This window comes from Prauserella endophytica, from assembly GCF_005146945.1.
Taxonomy (GTDB): Bacteria; Actinomycetota; Actinomycetes; order Mycobacteriales; family Pseudonocardiaceae; genus Prauserella_A; species Prauserella_A endophytica.
On sequence record NZ_SWMS01000033.1, the window covers coordinates 1 to 16,029 of the forward strand.

A 16,029-nucleotide genomic window follows, 5' to 3' on the forward strand; every position below is an offset into this window, starting at 1 on the left:
GCCCCATCACCACATCGACCACCACAACGATGATCTACCACACGACGACCAACTGCCGTTGCAGTACTAGCTCGTGGCGCGCGGGCCTTGCTTCGGGTCGGTGTCGTCCGCTGCCCGAGGTCGGGAGCTACGCGATAGGTACGGTCGTGGCCGCGGGCTTGCTCGTGGCTTCGCCGGCCGTACGGGAATGCGGGGTAGCCGCAGTGTCGGCAGGTCGCGCTCCTGGCCTGATTGGCGCCGGTCGCGGTCGTACACGGGCCAGGCCGGAGCAGGTTGTTCGTGCTCGGCCGCGACGCGGGCGGTGATGGCCGCTACCGAGTCCGGGCGCCTGTTCCAGTGGCGCCGCCGCCGGCGAGCGAGAGCCCGCAGACCGAGCACGGCACCGGCCAGCATCAGAACGGCCACGAGGCTGACCAGGAGAGCTGGGCTCATCGCCAGGTCCGCTGGTGTGGGTCATGAGACGCCCGCCCGATCGGCGGGGGCACGGATGCGGCCGACAGCGGCCAGCGTGTAAGGCGCCCGAGGGCGGCGGGTGTCGTCCGGTGCGGGCAAGCGCCCCGGCGTGGTGATGCCCAGGTTCAGCAAATCGAGGTCGGTGAACTGCCGGGTGAAGTCGGCCTCGCTACGAGGCCGTGGGTGCGGACGGACGCTCATGCCGGCGCTCCCGCCAGCTCGGCCAAGCGGTCGGCGGCGTCGGCGAGGTCGCGCACGACGGCGACCCGCGGATCGCGGCGAACATCCTCGGGCACCTCGACGTCGCGGGTGTTGACCAGCACGGCCGCGCGGCACCCGGCGGCGAGCGGTCCCCGGACGTCTTCGGGCACCCGGTCACCGAGGTGCACGATGTCACCGACCGGAACCTGGTACTCGGCGGCGATAGCAGTCCAGCAACGCGGCTGGGGTTTCCGTGCCTGCAGCTGGTAGCTGGTGTAGATCCCGGCGAGATACTGCCCGCACTGATCGTGCAGGTCACCCATCCTGGCGGGGCCCGCGACGCAGGAGACGTTCGACAACGCCACCACCGGCGCCAGGGCCGCCAGCCGCTCGAGAGCGGTCTTGGTGCCGGGGTAGGCGGTGAAACCGCCGGTCGGCCAGATCAACGGCCACTCGGAGGCGCTGATCAGCAGCCGCTCCCGCACCAGCTCGGCGACCTCCTCGGTGAGCTCGGGAACGACGTGGAGGATGTTGCGGTCGATCTCGGCGGCGTTGTCCGGGGCCAGGGCGATCTCCCGCAGCACGTCCGCCGTACCGGGCCGGTCGAACGAGCCGAGGGTGTCGCCCACGTCGGTGACGATCAGCACGCGGCACCTCGCACTCGGCGGCGCGCGGGCACGGCCAGGCGGGCCATCACCGCCGCCGCGAGGACACCCAGAAGTTTGTGGAGCCCTTGATCGAGGTCGGAGAGCGCCGTGCCCGGCCCCGAGGTATCCGGTTCGGCATCCGGTTTGCGCAGCACGGTGCCGTACGCGATGAAGGAGTCCTTGTGGTTGACCCGTTCCGCCAACCACAACAGGACACGACGACGATCGATGACCCAGTGCGTCCCGAAATTGATCACCGCACCGGCCAACCGGGCACGCCACGGCAGGCGCAGACCGAGAAGACGCACCACGACCTCGGTGACGACCAGCTGCCCCGCCGCGTAGGTGAGCACATGCCCCGTGGCCGCCCGGCGCCCGACAACAGAGGCTGGCACCGGAACCTCGTCCTCACGCACGATCTCGTCCGCGGGCGTGCCATCGCTCGGGTACACCAGCTCGTCGCCCTGTAACCCTTTGAGGACGGCATCTTTCGGTCGTTGAAGCCAACGATCTGCCCAGAGATGCAAGCCGTGGAACGTACTGGTGAGCGCACCGAACAGCGCGACCCGCTCCACGACACGGCCGGAGAAAGTCGCCGTGGTCATCCGATGTGCCCCTGCGCACCGGCTGCTTCGTCATCGGAGCGCTGGTAGAACAGCTCGAGATACACGTCCGCGTCCGCGGCGTCGGAGTCACGATCGACGCGGCGGGGCTGGTCGAGATCAACGCCCCACACCTGAATCCCTGCCTGCACCGGATCGGACAGCCACCGGGCTGCACCGGCGAACACCTCCGCGCAGTCGCGGCCCCTGAACGTCGTGCAGTCCACGGCGCCGCGTGCTGGCTGTCGGTGTGACATACGAACCGAACCTTCCTTCTTCGAGATGCCTTCGGATGAAATGCGACCGGCGAGCGTCAGTTCTGCTCAACCGGCACCGGGGAGCGAGGAGGCGACGGAGTCGCCGCTGACGCTGTCAGCGGGCTGCTCGGCCATGACCGGTGTTCCGGTGGCCAGCAAGAACTGGCGCGCCGCAGCGACCACCGAATGACGGGCAGGCATGGTGTAGCCGCCGGCGCTGGCACCGAAGCGCAGCCACGGCCCGAGCCGCGCCAGATACGCCAGCCACAACCGCTCAGAGATCGCGGGAATATCGGCCTGCAACGCACGAGCGGCATGCCAGGAGTTCAGCAGCGGCTCCGGCCAGCTCGCCGCCTCACCTGGTCGCGACGCCACCACCTGAGCCGCTCGCGAGCACTGCGTCAACATCGCGGTGAACACCTCCGGCGGCGGAAGCTGCCCCTTGACCAACCCGAGATCGGCCACCCACGGCACCACCGGGACCGGCTCGCGGACCGAGGCGGCGACCGACGCCAACCGCAGCGCGGTTGGCAGCAGTGCGGACGCTTCGCCACGGTCCACCGGATCGCGGTTCATCAACCGCGCGAACGCCTCCGGATGCGGAATGCGGGGCAAGGTCTGCCCGACATCCAAGCCGGCCTCGCGAACGGCTGCCAACAGCCCCAAGCCGTGCCCGTGCTCCCAACCCATGCGCATCAAACCCCAGGACGGCGACAGCACATCGGGCACAGCGTCGCCGGATAGCACCAGCGTTCGGGCCTGCGGATCCACCAGCGTGAAACCGAGCGCTGGCGCGCACAGAGGCCGCAGCACGTGGATGGCCAGCAGACGATGCCACCACGGCGCGGCCAATGGGCTGCACACCGCTCCCGGCCGCTTCTGCTCGCGCAGCCTGCGCAACGCCGACGCGAGACGCGACTCCGCGGCCGGTGCCTCAAGATCCGCAGGCACGATCGGATCGGCCAGCACCACCTCCTCGGCACCGACTTGAGCTGCGTGTCGCAAGCCCCGCGCCACGGCGGCACCCCACCCAGCACCCGGCAGCGTCAGTTCAACACGCGAACCCCACAACCGGGCGTTCTGGAACGCCACGCGCGTCCGCTGGTCAGTCGCGGCACTGGTGTCCACCAGCACGGTGCAGACCGGTCGGGAAAGCCCGGTCGCCAACACCGCCTGCTCGATGTGCTCGGCCACAAGCGCCACCGTGTCGCCACGTGTGCACGCGGGGAGCACGACCACCAGCGGTGATGGTTCCTCGTTTGCCGTGAAGGATGGGACGGCGCGACCATCGGCGGGAGGGGGAGTCGTCGTGTCGCCGGATGGTCGTGCCGCCCCGCGCCCCACCTCGTTAGCCGACCCCGGGGGACGGGTCTGGCCAGGGCGAGATGAGGACGTCGTTGGTCGGGCTGGAACCGTCACGACATCTCTCTTTGCGCTGCGCGACGGATTCGGGGATGTGTGACCACCCCTCCGCTGCCAGCCTCGACCGCGAGGTAGCCGAAACGCGCAGCGGTTCCTCCCCTGCTTGCGCAGAAGGCGATTAAGCGGTGTGAAAAAACGGGAACAGAGTGGCGGAAGCGGTCGACGTCGCCATTCTCGCGTGACGATCGGGCACACCGCACTCTCTCGCCTGCAACCCCTAGCCGAACAGTCACTCTTCCCCCTGGAGTAGGTCGTCCCCGCCCGAACGCAGAAGGCTATGCGCAGGATGCCGCCCTGAAGTACCACCGAAGTGCCACAAGGTCGATCACGCACCTCTTCCTGCTAGCTTCCATCGGGCTCGGCATCTGTAGCAGCGGGCCGGGTTTACTCGCTTGGCGTGCTCCCTTGACTAATCGCACGGGTAACGAGATTGCAAGCTTTGCGCTTGGCGGGCGGAAGTGGAAGCAGAAATCTGTAGGCCGCTTGTAGGCCGCGGCATTTCCAGGACCCGGCAACCCTGCGGACGGATCCAGCTGAGCTATAGAAAGAGTAGACTTCGCGCAGCCGGCGACGGAACCTGCACCTTTGATGGCAGTCCACTAAAGGCCGCTTCGTGCGGCTTCAGACGGAAGACTCTGCTCGCCGAAGCTCACCATTCGAGCGGTGCGCGATCGTAGAAGAGGCCGCCAGATGGGCCGCCTTCAGGAAGCGTGGCAAGCCAGACCGGGGTGTCGGCTCCTTGTTGGACTGAACGCGGCGCATTCGGTCCTCCGAGGTCCGTTCTGACCCAGCCCGGCGATGCAGCGTTGACGAGAATTCCCGTCCCACTCAAGCGGGCGGCGAACACGCGGGTCAAGGCGTTCATGGCAGCTTTACTGACCCGGTATGCAGGTTCAGTCGCCCGGTTCAAATGATGCAACGACCCGAGGGTGCTGGAGATATTTACGATGCGACCATAATTATTTGCGGTCATCGCTGGTGCCACCGACTCGCACAGTCGCCAGGCTCCCAGTACGTTCACCTCCATCACGTTCTTGAATGCTTCGACGTCGAGCCGCAGTGCGTCGTGATCCCCGTCAGATATTCCTGCATTGTTCACAAGAATGTCAATTCTTCCGAACGTGCGGAGAACGCCTTGGACGGCATCGCGTACGGAATCTGGCTGGGTGACATCGAGGGTTATCTCGCGATAGAGGCCCGAGGTGACGGAATTTTCTTCCGTTGTGGATGATTCGGTGGCGTGGTTGCGTACGCCCGCGCACACCGATATTCCGCGAGCGGAAAGCTGACGGGCGATTTCCCGTCCGATACCCCTGCTGGCTCCGGTGACAATGGCGACCCGATCTTGAGGAGGGGGCATATCAGCAAGCGATCCGTTGGAACTGTCGATCGAGTTTGTTAATCCGTGGGTCGCCTTTATAGCGATCGAGGGTGGCTCTGCCGACGCGTATTGTCTCGATTGATCGGACTGACTGGGTTTGGGCTGCGAGATCGATCGCGGTGGTGAAATCGCGGCACGCCATGTCAAGTTCGTTGGCATCGGCGTACGCCTGCCCGCTGCGGGCGTGATAGATCGTTCGGTCGCGAACGTAGTCGCTGCTCATCGTGCTCAGTGCGGAGTCAATCAGGGGCCTCGCGCGTGCGGGCTCGGACAAACTCACCCAGCAGGCGCCAGCCTGGGCGTCCAGCTCGGCGTGGTCGAAGTAGTAGATCCAGTCCGGGGCGTTGTCGGGGGAAATATCGGCCGCGTCGAGATACCGCTCGGCGAGGTTGAGCTGGTGACCGCAGCCCCTTTCGTCTCTGGCGATGGCGTACGCCCGCGCCTTCCGGCTGGCAATCATGGCTCTCAGGCGGGCGTTACCGCTGCGGCCGAGGAAGTCTGATGCCGTGTCCAGGAGGGAGAGTGCGTCGTTCGGGCGCCCGTCGAGCATCACTTGGAAGCTCATGCAGGCGAGAACGTGTGCGCCGGCTTCGGGAGCGTTCGCCTCGACTGAGGCCCGCAGCGCAGTGACGTAGTGCTCCTGCGCCGCGGCGTGTTGTGCCACGTCGAAGTGGAGCCAGCCGCACAGGCGGGCCGCTTCGGTGATGTGGGCGAAAAGGGTCCTGCCGGTTGTTTCGTCGTAAGTGGCGGTGTCCGCGAGGGTCGAGAGCCAGCGAAGCTCGGCGCGGGCCAGGTGTCGAAGATCTGTGCCGCCGAAGACATCGTCCAGGTGGCGGAGCTCGGCGAGGCGGCTTCCCAGGCGGTCGAGGACCGCACGGCTGAGGTATTCCCCTCGCGTCTCAGGCGCCACGAGCGTCGCTGCTTCGGCTGTCGCCATATTTGAGGCCCACTCGGTGGCGACTCCGAGCAGGCTGGCGCCCGAGAGAGTCAGAAAGCCGCGACGATCCACTCGATCTCCTGTCACCCAGCGAAGTACCTTCATGGTCCCGGCGATCGACCATGGCGGCTCGACCAGTTGCCCGTGTGTGTTGGTTGCGCACCACACCCAGGATGGCCATCCGCGCTCTGTGACAAGAGTGTGCGGGACGCCGAGCACCGTGGCCAGCACGTGCTGCGATTCGTCGCTGGGCGTCTTCTTGCCCGACTTCCACTTCCATATGAGCTGCCGGTCTGCTCCCGATCGCAGCCCTTGGCGCGCGAGTTCTCCGCGGTAGGACGAGGCCAGCTTGTCCAGCGTCATACCGCGTTCGCGCAAGACGACGGTAAGGGGGTGAAGATGGTCATCTTCTGCGGTGGTCATCGCGTCCTCCTGCCGGTTCCAGTGCGAGTCACGGGCGACGGCACGGTTCGATCGCCTGGTCGGGTTCGAGTCCTACAAGCGGCCTACAGCTGGGGTCTTTTGCGATTGCGTCTCGCCGTGTGTGCTGGTTGGTGGTTGGTTATCCGATCTTGGGCGGAACGGTGGTGATGCGAATGGTGTGATCGCGGTGGACCACCTCGTGAGCGGCTACGCCGCTGATTGGAGTGTGAACTGGCCAGCTGCGGCACCTTGAGTGAACGCGGTCCACTCGACCACGGTGTAGGTGAGCGCGGTGCCGTCAGCGGCGTGCAGGCGCACGCCACCATCGGTCTGGCGTTCGATGCGCAGAGCGTGGTTGCTTCCAGCGGGTGCCGTGCCGGTGACCTCGGCGAGGAAATCGGGCCACGCGGCTATGTCGACGGTGAGCACGGGGCCCTCGCCTCGGTCTTTCGTGTCGCGAACCAGCACGGCGGAAGTTTCGAAGAGAACTTCGACGCAGCCACCTTGCGAGGGGCTGAAGCTGGACTTGAACCAGCCCGTGCGCGGGCGGGCGGGGTTACGCGGATCTGTGGTCACGCTGCGGCCTCCATTTCGTGGCGGATCTGCTGAATCAAGGTGAGCGAGTCGGCGTCGTTGAGCGCAACCGCGTTGGAGACGTCCTCCGAGCCGAAGACGTCTTCGAAGCTGGCCTTGAACTCGCGGACGACCTGCACTCGGTCGATGAGGTTGCCGGTGATCGCGGTTTCCTGCCAAATGAGGTCGGGCAGCAGCGCGTTGTCGAAGCTCAACAGGCTCAGCGGCCCGCCGGTCAGTGCGTGCGCTCCGGCTGCATAGTTCACAACTCGCACCCTGACGGTGCTGTTGGGCCGGGTGATCACCTCGGTGAGGTGGTCGAGCTGGCGGCACATGACGGCAGGCCCCCCGACCTGCTGGCGCAGAGCACCTTCGGCGAGCACGATGTCCATCTTCAGTCCCTCGTCGAGCAGGGCCTGGCGAGCCAGCCTCGTTTCCAGTCGGGGGCCGACGTCGACGGCCTTGATGTAGGGGCTGCCCGCGCGGATCGTCGCGCGAGCGTACTCGTTGGTCTGCAGCAGTCCCGCGACGTAGATCGGTGCCCATTCGCGCACCAGGCTGGCGCCAGCTTCCAGGCCGAGGAAGCGGAGGAACTCCTCGCTGTACAGCTCGGTGTAGTCGTGCCACCAGTTCCGCTGCTCGGCTTCGACACGGAGGGTTTCGAGTATCTCCCGCTCGGCGTCGTCGAGTTCGTAGGTCTCGACGAGCTGGGCCAGGTTGTTCGCGGTGACGCGGCGCTTGCCGGCCTCGATGGCGGAGAAGTTGCTGGGCGCGATCCCGACCCGCTTGGCGACCGCGGCGGCCGTGAGGCCCAGAGCGCCGCGAGCCCGACGCAGTCGCACACCCAGCTCCCACGCTCGCAGCGTGCTGGAGGCGTGTTGCTTCGCCAAGGTCCGGTCCTTCCTACTGCTGGATCACTCGCGGGACATACTCCACGAGATTACTCGCCCCCATCGATAAGAACACCCGTCTGGGCTATATAGGTCAGATAATTATCTGGCTAATCTACGGACCATCGTGTTCATTCCTGGAAGTGGGGATGCATTCTCGAAGGCCGACAGCCCGATGAGGCGCGGCGGTACGCCACGAGCTGCCGCTGTCGCGGAAGGTGGGTGACAAGCATGAGGCGTAACCGACACAGGCTCATGACCCTGCTGACCAGAGCAGGGTGGAAGCCCCTTCGAAACGCAGGGATGGTGCCGTGCCGTGATCGCGACGGCCGTCGATCCCACGTCGAGGTTTCGATTGCGAAGCACGGACCCCAGATCACGATCGACAGGTGCGGCGTCGTGGTGGTGTTCGATCCACTGGCTGCGGGCCAGCTACGTGCAGCGTTGCGGGACGCCATCGAGTTGTACGCGCGGCTGGATGAATCCGGGCGAGAGGGAATCCCCGTGCCTCGGAGCCATCCGGGAGCAGCGCCCACGCCGCACCGAGAGGCACCAGGAGGGCGGCACGCTGCGCAAGCCGCTGGGCGGGTGTCGGTCGTTCTTCGCGACGACGAAGGCGAGCCCAGCGGCCGTCACGCCCTCCAGTCGACGCCGATGGCCATGTCGGAGGCAGCGTGATGGCCGGACCTTGTGAAACAGCGGTTCGACAACCCCTCCAAGGGGTGTGGCATAGCGCAGGGGGCCGTGCCACGACCGAGGACGCTGCCATCGACGTGCTCGACATACCCGAGAAACTGGCCCGGCCTGTGGTAGCTGAGCTGGCGTCGGGTTGCCTTCGGGGGCCTGTCTTGCGGCACGGTCCCGAGCGGTGGGCGGTGCTGACCACGCCCCGCCAGCGGGCCGGTTTCACTCTGCCGGAGTCCCTGGTCCGCGCCAAGGTCCGGCTGCTGCCGGACGGCGCGCAGCTCACGCCGAATCCGAGACCTGGCCGAGGCGTGAGGACGCTAGACGACTGGGTCGTGCATCCCGGTCCGGACCAGCTTCTGCCGCCCTGCAGCATGGTCGTCGCGTTACTGGAGCGCGTTGTGCAGGCAAGGACCTCATCGTGAGCCGGCACGCCCTCGACGAAGCTCGTGCGCCTGAGCCGCTGCCCCTCCCGCTCACGACGTCCGAGCCGATTGCCGGACAACCAGGAGATGTCGATTCCGAGCGTGCTGTGTTGTACGAGCAGGTGCTCGAAGGGCTCCGCCAGTGGGACACCGACGCACCGCGCCGCACGATGACGGACTTCCATGACTGGTTCACCCCCACGATGCCAGTCGGCGAACCAGCGCCCGCGGACGAGGCACCTGGACCGCAGAAGGGTGATGTTCGATGTTGAGCACGCATCCGTATCCGGCGGGCGCGTTGACGGAGATGCGCTGCGCCGCGACCGAGTACGCCGCGCACGGCTGGCCGATCTGCCGTGGTGTTCCGGCACCGCCCGCCCGGACGGGCACCCTCGAGGACCAGTCAGTGCACGCGGTCACCGATCTGATGTGCCGAGGCGGGCCCGTGTCCGAGGACGAGGCGTTCGAGGCGTGGACCCATCGGCCGTGGCCCATTCTCCTGCGTCCCGGCGCGATCGGGGTGATCGACCTCGGGCCTGCTGGCAGCGGGGCCGAAGCGGCGCTCCGGAGCGCCGGATGTCTCGGCCCGATCGTGGTCGGGCCGGGCTCGCGCTGCTACTTGATCGTCGACCACGCCACCGATGTCGGGGTTCGAGCGGGTGATCCGCCGCGCTCGGTGCGGGAGGGATGCGTGCTGCTGCCGCCGAGCCAGGTGCCGAGGCAGATCTCGCGCTGGCGGATCACGCCGGAGGAGACCGGCTGGTCCGTGCCCGACTACACCAGCGCGCGGGCAGCGCTGAACGGCCAGACACGAAGGGACTGATGGGCATGTCCGTTTCCTGCGTGGCGCCCCCGGCATCGGCCGGGGATACAGCGGCGCGGCGATGCGAGTACTACTGGGCCGCCTGCGGGCTGCCCGCTCAGCTGATTGACGGCAACCGGATCGTTCTGCGCCTGGGCGGGTTGCTCGGCGCGGTCACGATGCCCGCCGAGCTGGGCCGGAAGGTCGCGCCCAGCATGCGGGTGCGGGCGATGCCTGCCCCGGCGCTGGTCCACCCCGGCAGCGGGCGGTGGACGTTCTTGAGCGGCCCGGGCAGCGTGACGCTCGAGCACTTGGCCGCGTTGGTGCCGTTGGGCGTCAGCGTTGTCGGCGACAACGCCCTGGTGGTCCTGCCGTCGCCGGAGACCGAGGCGCTGGACCTATGGCACTGGGTCGATTGGCCTACCCAGGCTGATCTGCCCGCGCAAGCCGCGCTGCTGGCCACCACCCGCGCGCTGGCCATCTCGGTGCCGACCGTTCGATCGGAGATGCCATGACGCCCGCAACCTCGTTCGATATCGCCGAACCTGCAACCGGGTTACGCAGCCGCGCGGATGGCGCCGGGGTCGACGTCGCGGGCTGGTGGGCGCTGCGCCGGGCCGCGCGCGGAGCGCTGCGTCGCCATGACGGCGAGCTGTTCACCGACGGGGGCCGGGCGGTGCCTGGGTGGATCGCGCAGGCATGCGCCGGACTGCTCGCGTCCGGCCATCTCGCCGCCGACGCTGATCAGCCGCTCATGCTGACCGCGTCCGGATCGGCGGCACTGGCAGGAGGGCAGCCGTGACCAGGGCGAGTGTTAACCCGGAGCTGGCCGCGCTGCGCGGCGAGCTGATCGATCGTGCCGCCGCCGATCAGCGCGCCCGCGCCGAGCTTGACCCGGTGGCTCCCACGCCGGAGCAGTGGGAGACCGTTCACCGCGTCGATGAGGACAACGTGCGCTGGTTCGCACCGATCGTGGCGGTACACGGCTGGCCCGGCCGCCGGAGCGTCGGTGTCGACGGCGCGCACGCCGCCTGGGTGCTGGCCCAGCACGCGCCCGCGCCGTACCGGGCTTGCTGGCTGCCGAAGCTGCGCGCCGCGGTCGCCAATCGCGACGCCGCACCCCGCGCCCTGGCATTTCTGTCCGATCGGGTCGCGACCGACCAGCAGCGTCCGCAGCGCTTTGGCACCCAGTGGCTGCGGTTCGGAACCGAGGCGGCCGGCCGTCTCTACCCGCTGCACCGTCCGGCCGAGGTCAACCTCGCGCGTGCGGACATCGGGCTCGACCCGTTGCCGGACTCCGTGGTCGAGGCGGCGTACTCCAGCTTCGCCGAGATCACAGCCGCGACCCGAGGAGGTTCACGATGACCAACCTGCAGTGGGGCGTCAGCCCATACCACCCCGGGCGCGCGCACACCGCCCTGCCCGACACCGACGTCTCCGTGTGCACCCGGCACCTGCACGAAGGCCAGCTCGTGCTCGAATCCCTGGGGCCGCGCCGTCCGGCGAACCTGCGGATCTGCCCGGAGTGCGCTGTCGAGACCGTGGCGCTGCTGTACCCGCTTCCGACGCCGCACCGACGTACCCCCGTCGCGCAAGCGTCATAACACCCAGTGACGACAGGTAGGTTTACTCAGTTGCCGTGAGTAGTGTTGCGTGTCTCAATTCGTCCGAATGGTGTAATCGGCTACCCGGTAGTTGCATTGGTCAGGAAGTTGCGGGTATCCAGGAAAGATCGGGTGATCTTCCACCTTCGGGGAGAGGTCTTGCGACGCAGGGCCGGATGAGCTGGGAAATCTCCCGATGGCTGTGACTGGTGGCTGTTGCACGGCTTGAGGGTGTGACGGTGGCGAGGCGCCCCAGCGTGGGCGTTGGGTGATGACTGCCTGTCATCGACGGGTTGGTCACTCCGCGTGTCGGCGCGGGACAAACGAATCTCGGCTGTCGTGGTCGTCGCTCCATCGGTGAAGCGGACGTTCGATCCGGTCCCCACAGCCTGCGGTCCCGTCCACGGTCGGGAGCGGGACGCTTCTACTCCGCTACGGCGGCGGGTCGGGCGTCGTCGATTGAGGGGGAGATAGGACATTGAGGTCTATCAACAGTTTTGCGGAGGCGGTGCATCGGCTGCGCCGTCGGCGGGGGATGACGATCGGGGACATCGCGGCGCGGACCAACTACAGCGCGAGTTACCTGTCGAAGATGCTGCACGGTGCGCGGCCTCTCGCACCCGCGCTGGTCAGCGAGGTGGACCGCGCGCTGCGCGCCGAGGGTGAGCTGGAGAAGCTCGCGCGCGAACAGGACGATGCTCGTCGTCCGCTCGCCCGCCCGATGCAGCTGCCGCCGGCTGCCGCGGACTTCGTCGGCCGCGAGTCCTACCTGCACCAGCTCGACGCCGCGCTGATCACCCAAACTCGGCCGGGAGCCGCCGTCACCGCTGTCATCGAGGGCGGATTCTGGGTCGGCAAGACGTCGCTGGCGCTGCACTGGGCCGCGCGGGTCCAGCAGCGTTTCAGCGGCGGCTGCCTGTTCGCCGACATGCGCGGTCTGGCGCCGGGCAGCGCCGTGGATCCCGGCGGAGTCCTGGACGGCTTCCTGCATGCCCTCGGCGCCGGTATCGACGCGCTGCGAGGCACCATCGAGGAACGAGCCGCGCGGTACCGCTCGCTGTTGGCGCAGCGGCCCGCCGTGGTCGTGCTGGACAACATCGCCAGCTACGACCAGGTGCGTCACCTGCTGCCCGGCGCGGGCAGCGTGGTGGTGCTGACCAGCCGCGAGCACCAACCCTCCCTGTTGCTGCACAGCGGCGGCCTGCACATCGACCTGTCCCCGTTGTCGACGGAGGAGGCCCTGACGTTGCTGCGCGCGCGGGTGGGCGAAGCCCGCGTCGGCGCGGAACCCGAGGCGGCCGAGGCGATCGTGCGCCGGTGCGGGCGGCTGCCGATGGCGGTGCTGGTGGCCGCCGAACGCATCCAGCAGCACCCGCACGACTCGCTGCAGGACCTGGCCGACCAGCTCGCCAACGAGAAGCGGCGCCTGGACGTGTTCACCTCGTCGGACCCCACGGTGAACATCCACGGCGTTATCGACCTGTCCTACCTCGCCCTCGCACCTCGAGAGCGACGGGTGTTCCGGCTGGCCGGCATCATCCCGGCCTCGTTCATCAGCGCCGAGGCGGTCGCCGCCCAGTCCGGCCTCAGCCCCGACGCCGTTCGCGAAACGCTGGACGTACTGCGCCACGCGCACCTGATCGAGGCAGCACCGGCTGGAGCCGTGCGCATGCGAATGAACCACCTCCTGCGCGCCTACGCCTACCAGCGTGCTGTGGTCGAAGAACCCCTCAGCGAACTGGAACGGGCCCACGACCGGCTCCTGCGCTGGTACGTGGCCACCGCGTGGAAGGCCAGCAACGCGCTGGCCCCGAACTGGGCAGGCTCCGGGCTCACTCTCGATGTCGAACTCGACACCGACGTCGGCGTCGCCGCGCCATTCCCTGCCGGCGACTACCACGGCGCGCTGGCCTGGTGCGAGACCGAAGCCCCCACGGCGATCGAACTTGCCCGCCATGCCCGCTCCCGCGGAGCGGGAGACGCCGCGTGGATGCTGCCCGCGCTCTTTCTGCCCTACTTCTACCTGACCAAAAACTGGAGTGCCTGGCTCACCGCCAGCACCGAGGGACTCGCCGCCGCGCAGTCCCTGAAGAGCGCGCCCGGCATCGCTCGAAGCACCCAGAGCCTGGGCTGGGTCTTGCATGAACTCGGACGCACTGAGGAAGGCATCGAACACCTGCTGCGCGCGATCGAGCTGCAAACCGAGTTGGGCGACGATCGCGCCCGCGCCTGGAGCGAGTTCGGCCTGGCCGCCGCCTACACCGCCCTCGACCGCCACGACGACGCCAAAGCCGCCTACGAACTGGCCGAGACGCTGTTCGCGCGCGTTGGACTCGACCTCGGCGTCGCCGTCGTCCGCGCCATGCTCTCCGGAACACATCAGAACCTGGGCAACACCGACGACGCCCGCGCGCTCGCGGAGAACGCGCTCGCCCGAGCCCTCGCGATCGCGCCGAAGCAGCCCGTCGCCAGCCTGGCCCATCACCAGCTCGGCCTGGTGCTGCTCCAGCAGCACCACGTTCGCGCCGCATTGACCCACTTCGACGCCGCCTTGGCCGTGCGCCGAATCGGCCGCGAACGCTGGGGCGAAGCGGAAACGCTTGTCGCCCGAGCCGAGGCGCTGGCCAAGCTCGGCGACGCCGACGGTGCGCGCGCCTCCTACCGCGCGGCGGGCGCGATTCTCGAATCACTGCAAGACCCACGCGCCCTCGATATCCAGGCCCAGATCGCCACGATCAACGTCTGCCTTGGCGTCCGCGACGAGCCCTGCGCCTAAGCCCAAAACCCGAGGGGCAACGCTCCTTCGTCTCCACGGCAGTGCGCTCCGGTGTGACACACCCGGAGCCCACTGTCGCAATTCACGCGTGCGCCGCTACGCTAATCCACACGTACGTTCGGAATAACAGTACGTGTCGATGTGGGCACCCTGTGCCGCAACCCTTCCAAACCAGATGATAATGGTTTTCATCTGGACAAAACGAGCACAAAACGAGCACAAGAAGAGCACAAGATTGTGCTCGAGATAATCGTGCTCGACGAGCCCTCGGTGCTCCACTGTGGAGTCATGCGAGCCGAGCCACCTCCCGGAACCACCGATCCAGTCGGGGGATCGATGGCGCCCCGCGCGGCTTCGCTGGCCGGGGTGACGCTCCTCCCCCCAGGTGTCACCCCGGCCCCCGGTGTCATGTCCGCGCGCCTCATCGCGGGGAAAACGGCGACAATCCGCAACCGCCACTTCCACAGTAGCGCTGTATCTGGCTTTCTGAATGGGAATCTGCGCCAAGTGGCATTCCGGCACGCGTTGCGTCGTCCGGAAAACCAGTGGCATCTCTCAATTTCGGCGTCCGTCTCGCGGGCCAGTTCAACGCTGGCCAGGACAGCAGGCCCGCTCTGCGGGCCATCGCCTGTAGACGGTCAGCAGCAACCGACTCCGGGAGCCGAGCCGCGCCCGGACCGGGCGGTGCCGGGGCTCGCCAGGAACCCAGCCTCCGCGTTCCCCGCACCGCCACGTCAGCCCTCACGTCCCCACCGTCTCGGACGGAGCACGCCGATGGTGCACTTCCTCCTCCTTTGCTCCCACACGCGCTGCCTGGACGAGATCGGCGACGACGAGATCGCCGAACTCGTCGAGAACCCGCAATCCATTCCCCGCTACGTCTGGTGCGACCACTGCGTCACGTGGCAACCGGTCGCCGAACTCGTCACCGCTTCACCTGCGGCCAACAACGCCACCGACCCGGACGAACCGGCCTACACGGAACTCGTCACCAACGTGGGCCCGGCTGAGGGGAACGCACACGCGGCCGTTCCCGGCCCACGCCTCGAACGGACCGCGGGAACGGCCGACGCCGAACCCACACCCGGTGTGGAGGGCGCGGACTCACCCGCGCCCTCCACGCCACGTACCACCGGACGCCACCGCAGATCCTCCCGATCGGAGCAGTACGCGCGATGACTCCACGCCTCTACCGCACGCAATCCGTCACGCCGGGCCGTGCGCTATCCGCCGACGAGAACCACGAGCAGCGCGCCCGCCAGAAGGCACGGGCCGAACGGCACCACCGTGGCGCCATTGTCGTCACGTCGGCGGGTACCGGGCACGGCGACCACAGCCAGGGCCAGCATCGAGGCCGCCAGCAGCGCTCCGGCGACCTGGGGCCACCCGCTCCATCCGGTCACCAGGCCGACCACGCCAGCGGCGCTGACGTCCCCGGCACCGACGCCCCCGCCCGATGCCACGGCCAGGACCAGGAACAAAACGCCCGCCGCGGCCAGTGCGGCGAGCGCCCGAATACCCGGTGCCGGGTCGTGGCGTGCCCAGCACAGCACCGCGAACCCGACCAGGGCGCCCGCCAGCTGCGGCCAGATCAACGCCCGGGGAAGCCGGTGCTCACACCAGTCGATGACCGCCAAGGGGACCGCCAGCACGGCCACGAACCCATAGACGGCGAGTTCGCCACCGACTCCGACGCGCCAGCCCAGCAACCCCAGGACAGCAGCGGTGAGCACGGCACCAAGCCACCACGACCCGGCCAGCGCCCGCTCGCCTCGCAGGAAACGGCGAGTGAGCGCGCTGGCCGCCGCGCCGAGCACCAGCCCCGCCGCAGCGGAACCAGCGGTCCACCACCAGCTGCTGGTCATCACCACCACGATCCCTCCGGCCCTCGCGCGATCGCCCTGTACGCCATCCTGCCCGCCCGCTCCTGGCCCCTGCCCGCGCTCAACCCA

Annotated in this window: 17 protein-coding genes; 7 read left to right on the forward strand and 10 right to left on the reverse strand. The window is 68.1% G+C overall.

Annotated elements, in window-relative coordinates; translation table 11 throughout:
- Window positions 1-453: 453 nt before the first annotated feature.
- The 9 genes from FCN18_RS34320 to FCN18_RS34360 all read right to left on the reverse strand — a co-directional run bounded on the left by FCN18_RS34320 (window position 454) and on the right by FCN18_RS34360 (window position 7,786).
- On the reverse strand, window positions 454-654 hold the full coding sequence (locus tag FCN18_RS34320) for a hypothetical protein (RefSeq protein ID WP_137097115.1): 201 nt from the start codon (window positions 652-654) through the stop codon (window positions 454-456).
- Window positions 651-1,301 (reverse strand): HAD family hydrolase, encoded by a 651-nt coding sequence (locus FCN18_RS34325; protein ID WP_137097116.1) that lies wholly within the window; start codon window positions 1,299-1,301, stop codon window positions 651-653. Before FCN18_RS34325 ends, FCN18_RS34320 begins: the two co-directional genes overlap by 4 nt.
- Window positions 1,295-1,906 carry a hypothetical protein gene (locus FCN18_RS34330; RefSeq protein WP_137097117.1) on the reverse strand — a complete coding sequence of 204 codons (612 nt, stop codon included), beginning with the start codon at window positions 1,904-1,906 and terminating at the stop codon, window positions 1,295-1,297. Before FCN18_RS34330 ends, FCN18_RS34325 begins: the two co-directional genes overlap by 7 nt.
- Complete coding sequence (locus FCN18_RS34335; RefSeq protein WP_137097118.1) at window positions 1,903-2,160, reverse strand: hypothetical protein; 258 nt, start codon at window positions 2,158-2,160, stop codon at window positions 1,903-1,905. The genes FCN18_RS34330 and FCN18_RS34335 overlap by 4 nt, the downstream gene beginning before the upstream one ends.
- A 66-nt stretch (window positions 2,161-2,226) precedes the next feature.
- On the reverse strand, window positions 2,227-3,354 hold the full coding sequence (locus FCN18_RS34340) for a hypothetical protein (protein WP_137097119.1): 1,128 nt from the start codon (window positions 3,352-3,354) through the stop codon (window positions 2,227-2,229).
- An 877-nt stretch (window positions 3,355-4,231) separates the two neighbouring features.
- Window positions 4,232-4,942, reverse strand: coding sequence for an SDR family NAD(P)-dependent oxidoreductase (locus FCN18_RS34345; protein ID WP_137097120.1), 711 nt, complete (start codon window positions 4,940-4,942; stop codon window positions 4,232-4,234).
- A 1-nt stretch (window position 4,943) separates the two neighbouring features.
- Window positions 4,944-6,323 carry a hypothetical protein gene (locus FCN18_RS34350; protein ID WP_137097121.1) on the reverse strand — a complete coding sequence of 460 codons (1,380 nt, stop codon included), beginning with the start codon at window positions 6,321-6,323 and terminating at the stop codon, window positions 4,944-4,946.
- 207 nt (window positions 6,324-6,530) lie between these two features.
- Window positions 6,531-6,899: a DUF397 domain-containing protein gene (locus tag FCN18_RS34355; protein ID WP_137097122.1), complete on the reverse strand. Its 369-nt coding sequence runs from the start codon at window positions 6,897-6,899 to the stop codon at window positions 6,531-6,533.
- Window positions 6,896-7,786 (reverse strand): helix-turn-helix domain-containing protein, encoded by an 891-nt coding sequence (locus FCN18_RS34360; protein WP_137097123.1) that lies wholly within the window; start codon window positions 7,784-7,786, stop codon window positions 6,896-6,898. Before FCN18_RS34360 ends, FCN18_RS34355 begins: the two co-directional genes overlap by 4 nt.
- Before the next feature lie 1,374 nt (window positions 7,787-9,160).
- Between FCN18_RS34360 and FCN18_RS34365 the strand changes: the two genes are divergently transcribed.
- From FCN18_RS34365 to FCN18_RS34395, 7 genes are all read left to right on the forward strand, one after another.
- Window positions 9,161-9,718, forward strand: a complete 558-nt coding sequence (locus FCN18_RS34365; protein WP_137097124.1) for a hypothetical protein — start codon at window positions 9,161-9,163, stop codon at window positions 9,716-9,718.
- Window positions 9,718-10,212 (forward strand): DNA-directed RNA polymerase subunit beta, encoded by a 495-nt coding sequence (locus FCN18_RS34370; protein WP_137097125.1) that lies wholly within the window; start codon window positions 9,718-9,720, stop codon window positions 10,210-10,212. The genes FCN18_RS34365 and FCN18_RS34370 overlap by 1 nt, the downstream gene beginning before the upstream one ends.
- Entirely contained in the window at window positions 10,209-10,499 is a 291-nt protein-coding gene (locus FCN18_RS34375) for a hypothetical protein (protein WP_137097126.1), read from the forward strand. The genes FCN18_RS34370 and FCN18_RS34375 overlap by 4 nt, the downstream gene beginning before the upstream one ends.
- Window positions 10,496-11,062 carry a DUF6624 domain-containing protein gene (locus FCN18_RS34380; RefSeq protein WP_137097127.1) on the forward strand — a complete coding sequence of 189 codons (567 nt, stop codon included), beginning with the start codon at window positions 10,496-10,498 and terminating at the stop codon, window positions 11,060-11,062. The genes FCN18_RS34375 and FCN18_RS34380 overlap by 4 nt, the downstream gene beginning before the upstream one ends.
- A complete protein-coding gene (locus FCN18_RS34385; protein ID WP_137097128.1) occupies window positions 11,059-11,301 on the forward strand; it encodes a hypothetical protein in 243 nt (80 codons plus the stop codon). The genes FCN18_RS34380 and FCN18_RS34385 overlap by 4 nt, the downstream gene beginning before the upstream one ends.
- Before the next feature lie 508 nt (window positions 11,302-11,809).
- On the forward strand, window positions 11,810-14,077 hold the full coding sequence (locus FCN18_RS34390; RefSeq protein WP_228714265.1) for a helix-turn-helix domain-containing protein: 2,268 nt from the start codon (window positions 11,810-11,812) through the stop codon (window positions 14,075-14,077).
- A gap of 774 nt (window positions 14,078-14,851) precedes the next feature.
- A complete protein-coding gene (locus tag FCN18_RS34395) occupies window positions 14,852-15,256 on the forward strand; it encodes a hypothetical protein (RefSeq protein ID WP_137097130.1) in 405 nt (134 codons plus the stop codon).
- Window positions 15,257-15,300: 44 nt separating this feature from the next.
- On the opposite strand, the gene FCN18_RS34400 is transcribed toward FCN18_RS34395, so the two are convergent.
- Window positions 15,301-15,942 carry a prepilin peptidase gene (locus FCN18_RS34400; protein WP_228714266.1) on the reverse strand — a complete coding sequence of 214 codons (642 nt, stop codon included), beginning with the start codon at window positions 15,940-15,942 and terminating at the stop codon, window positions 15,301-15,303.
- Window positions 15,943-16,029: the final 87 nt, after the last annotated feature.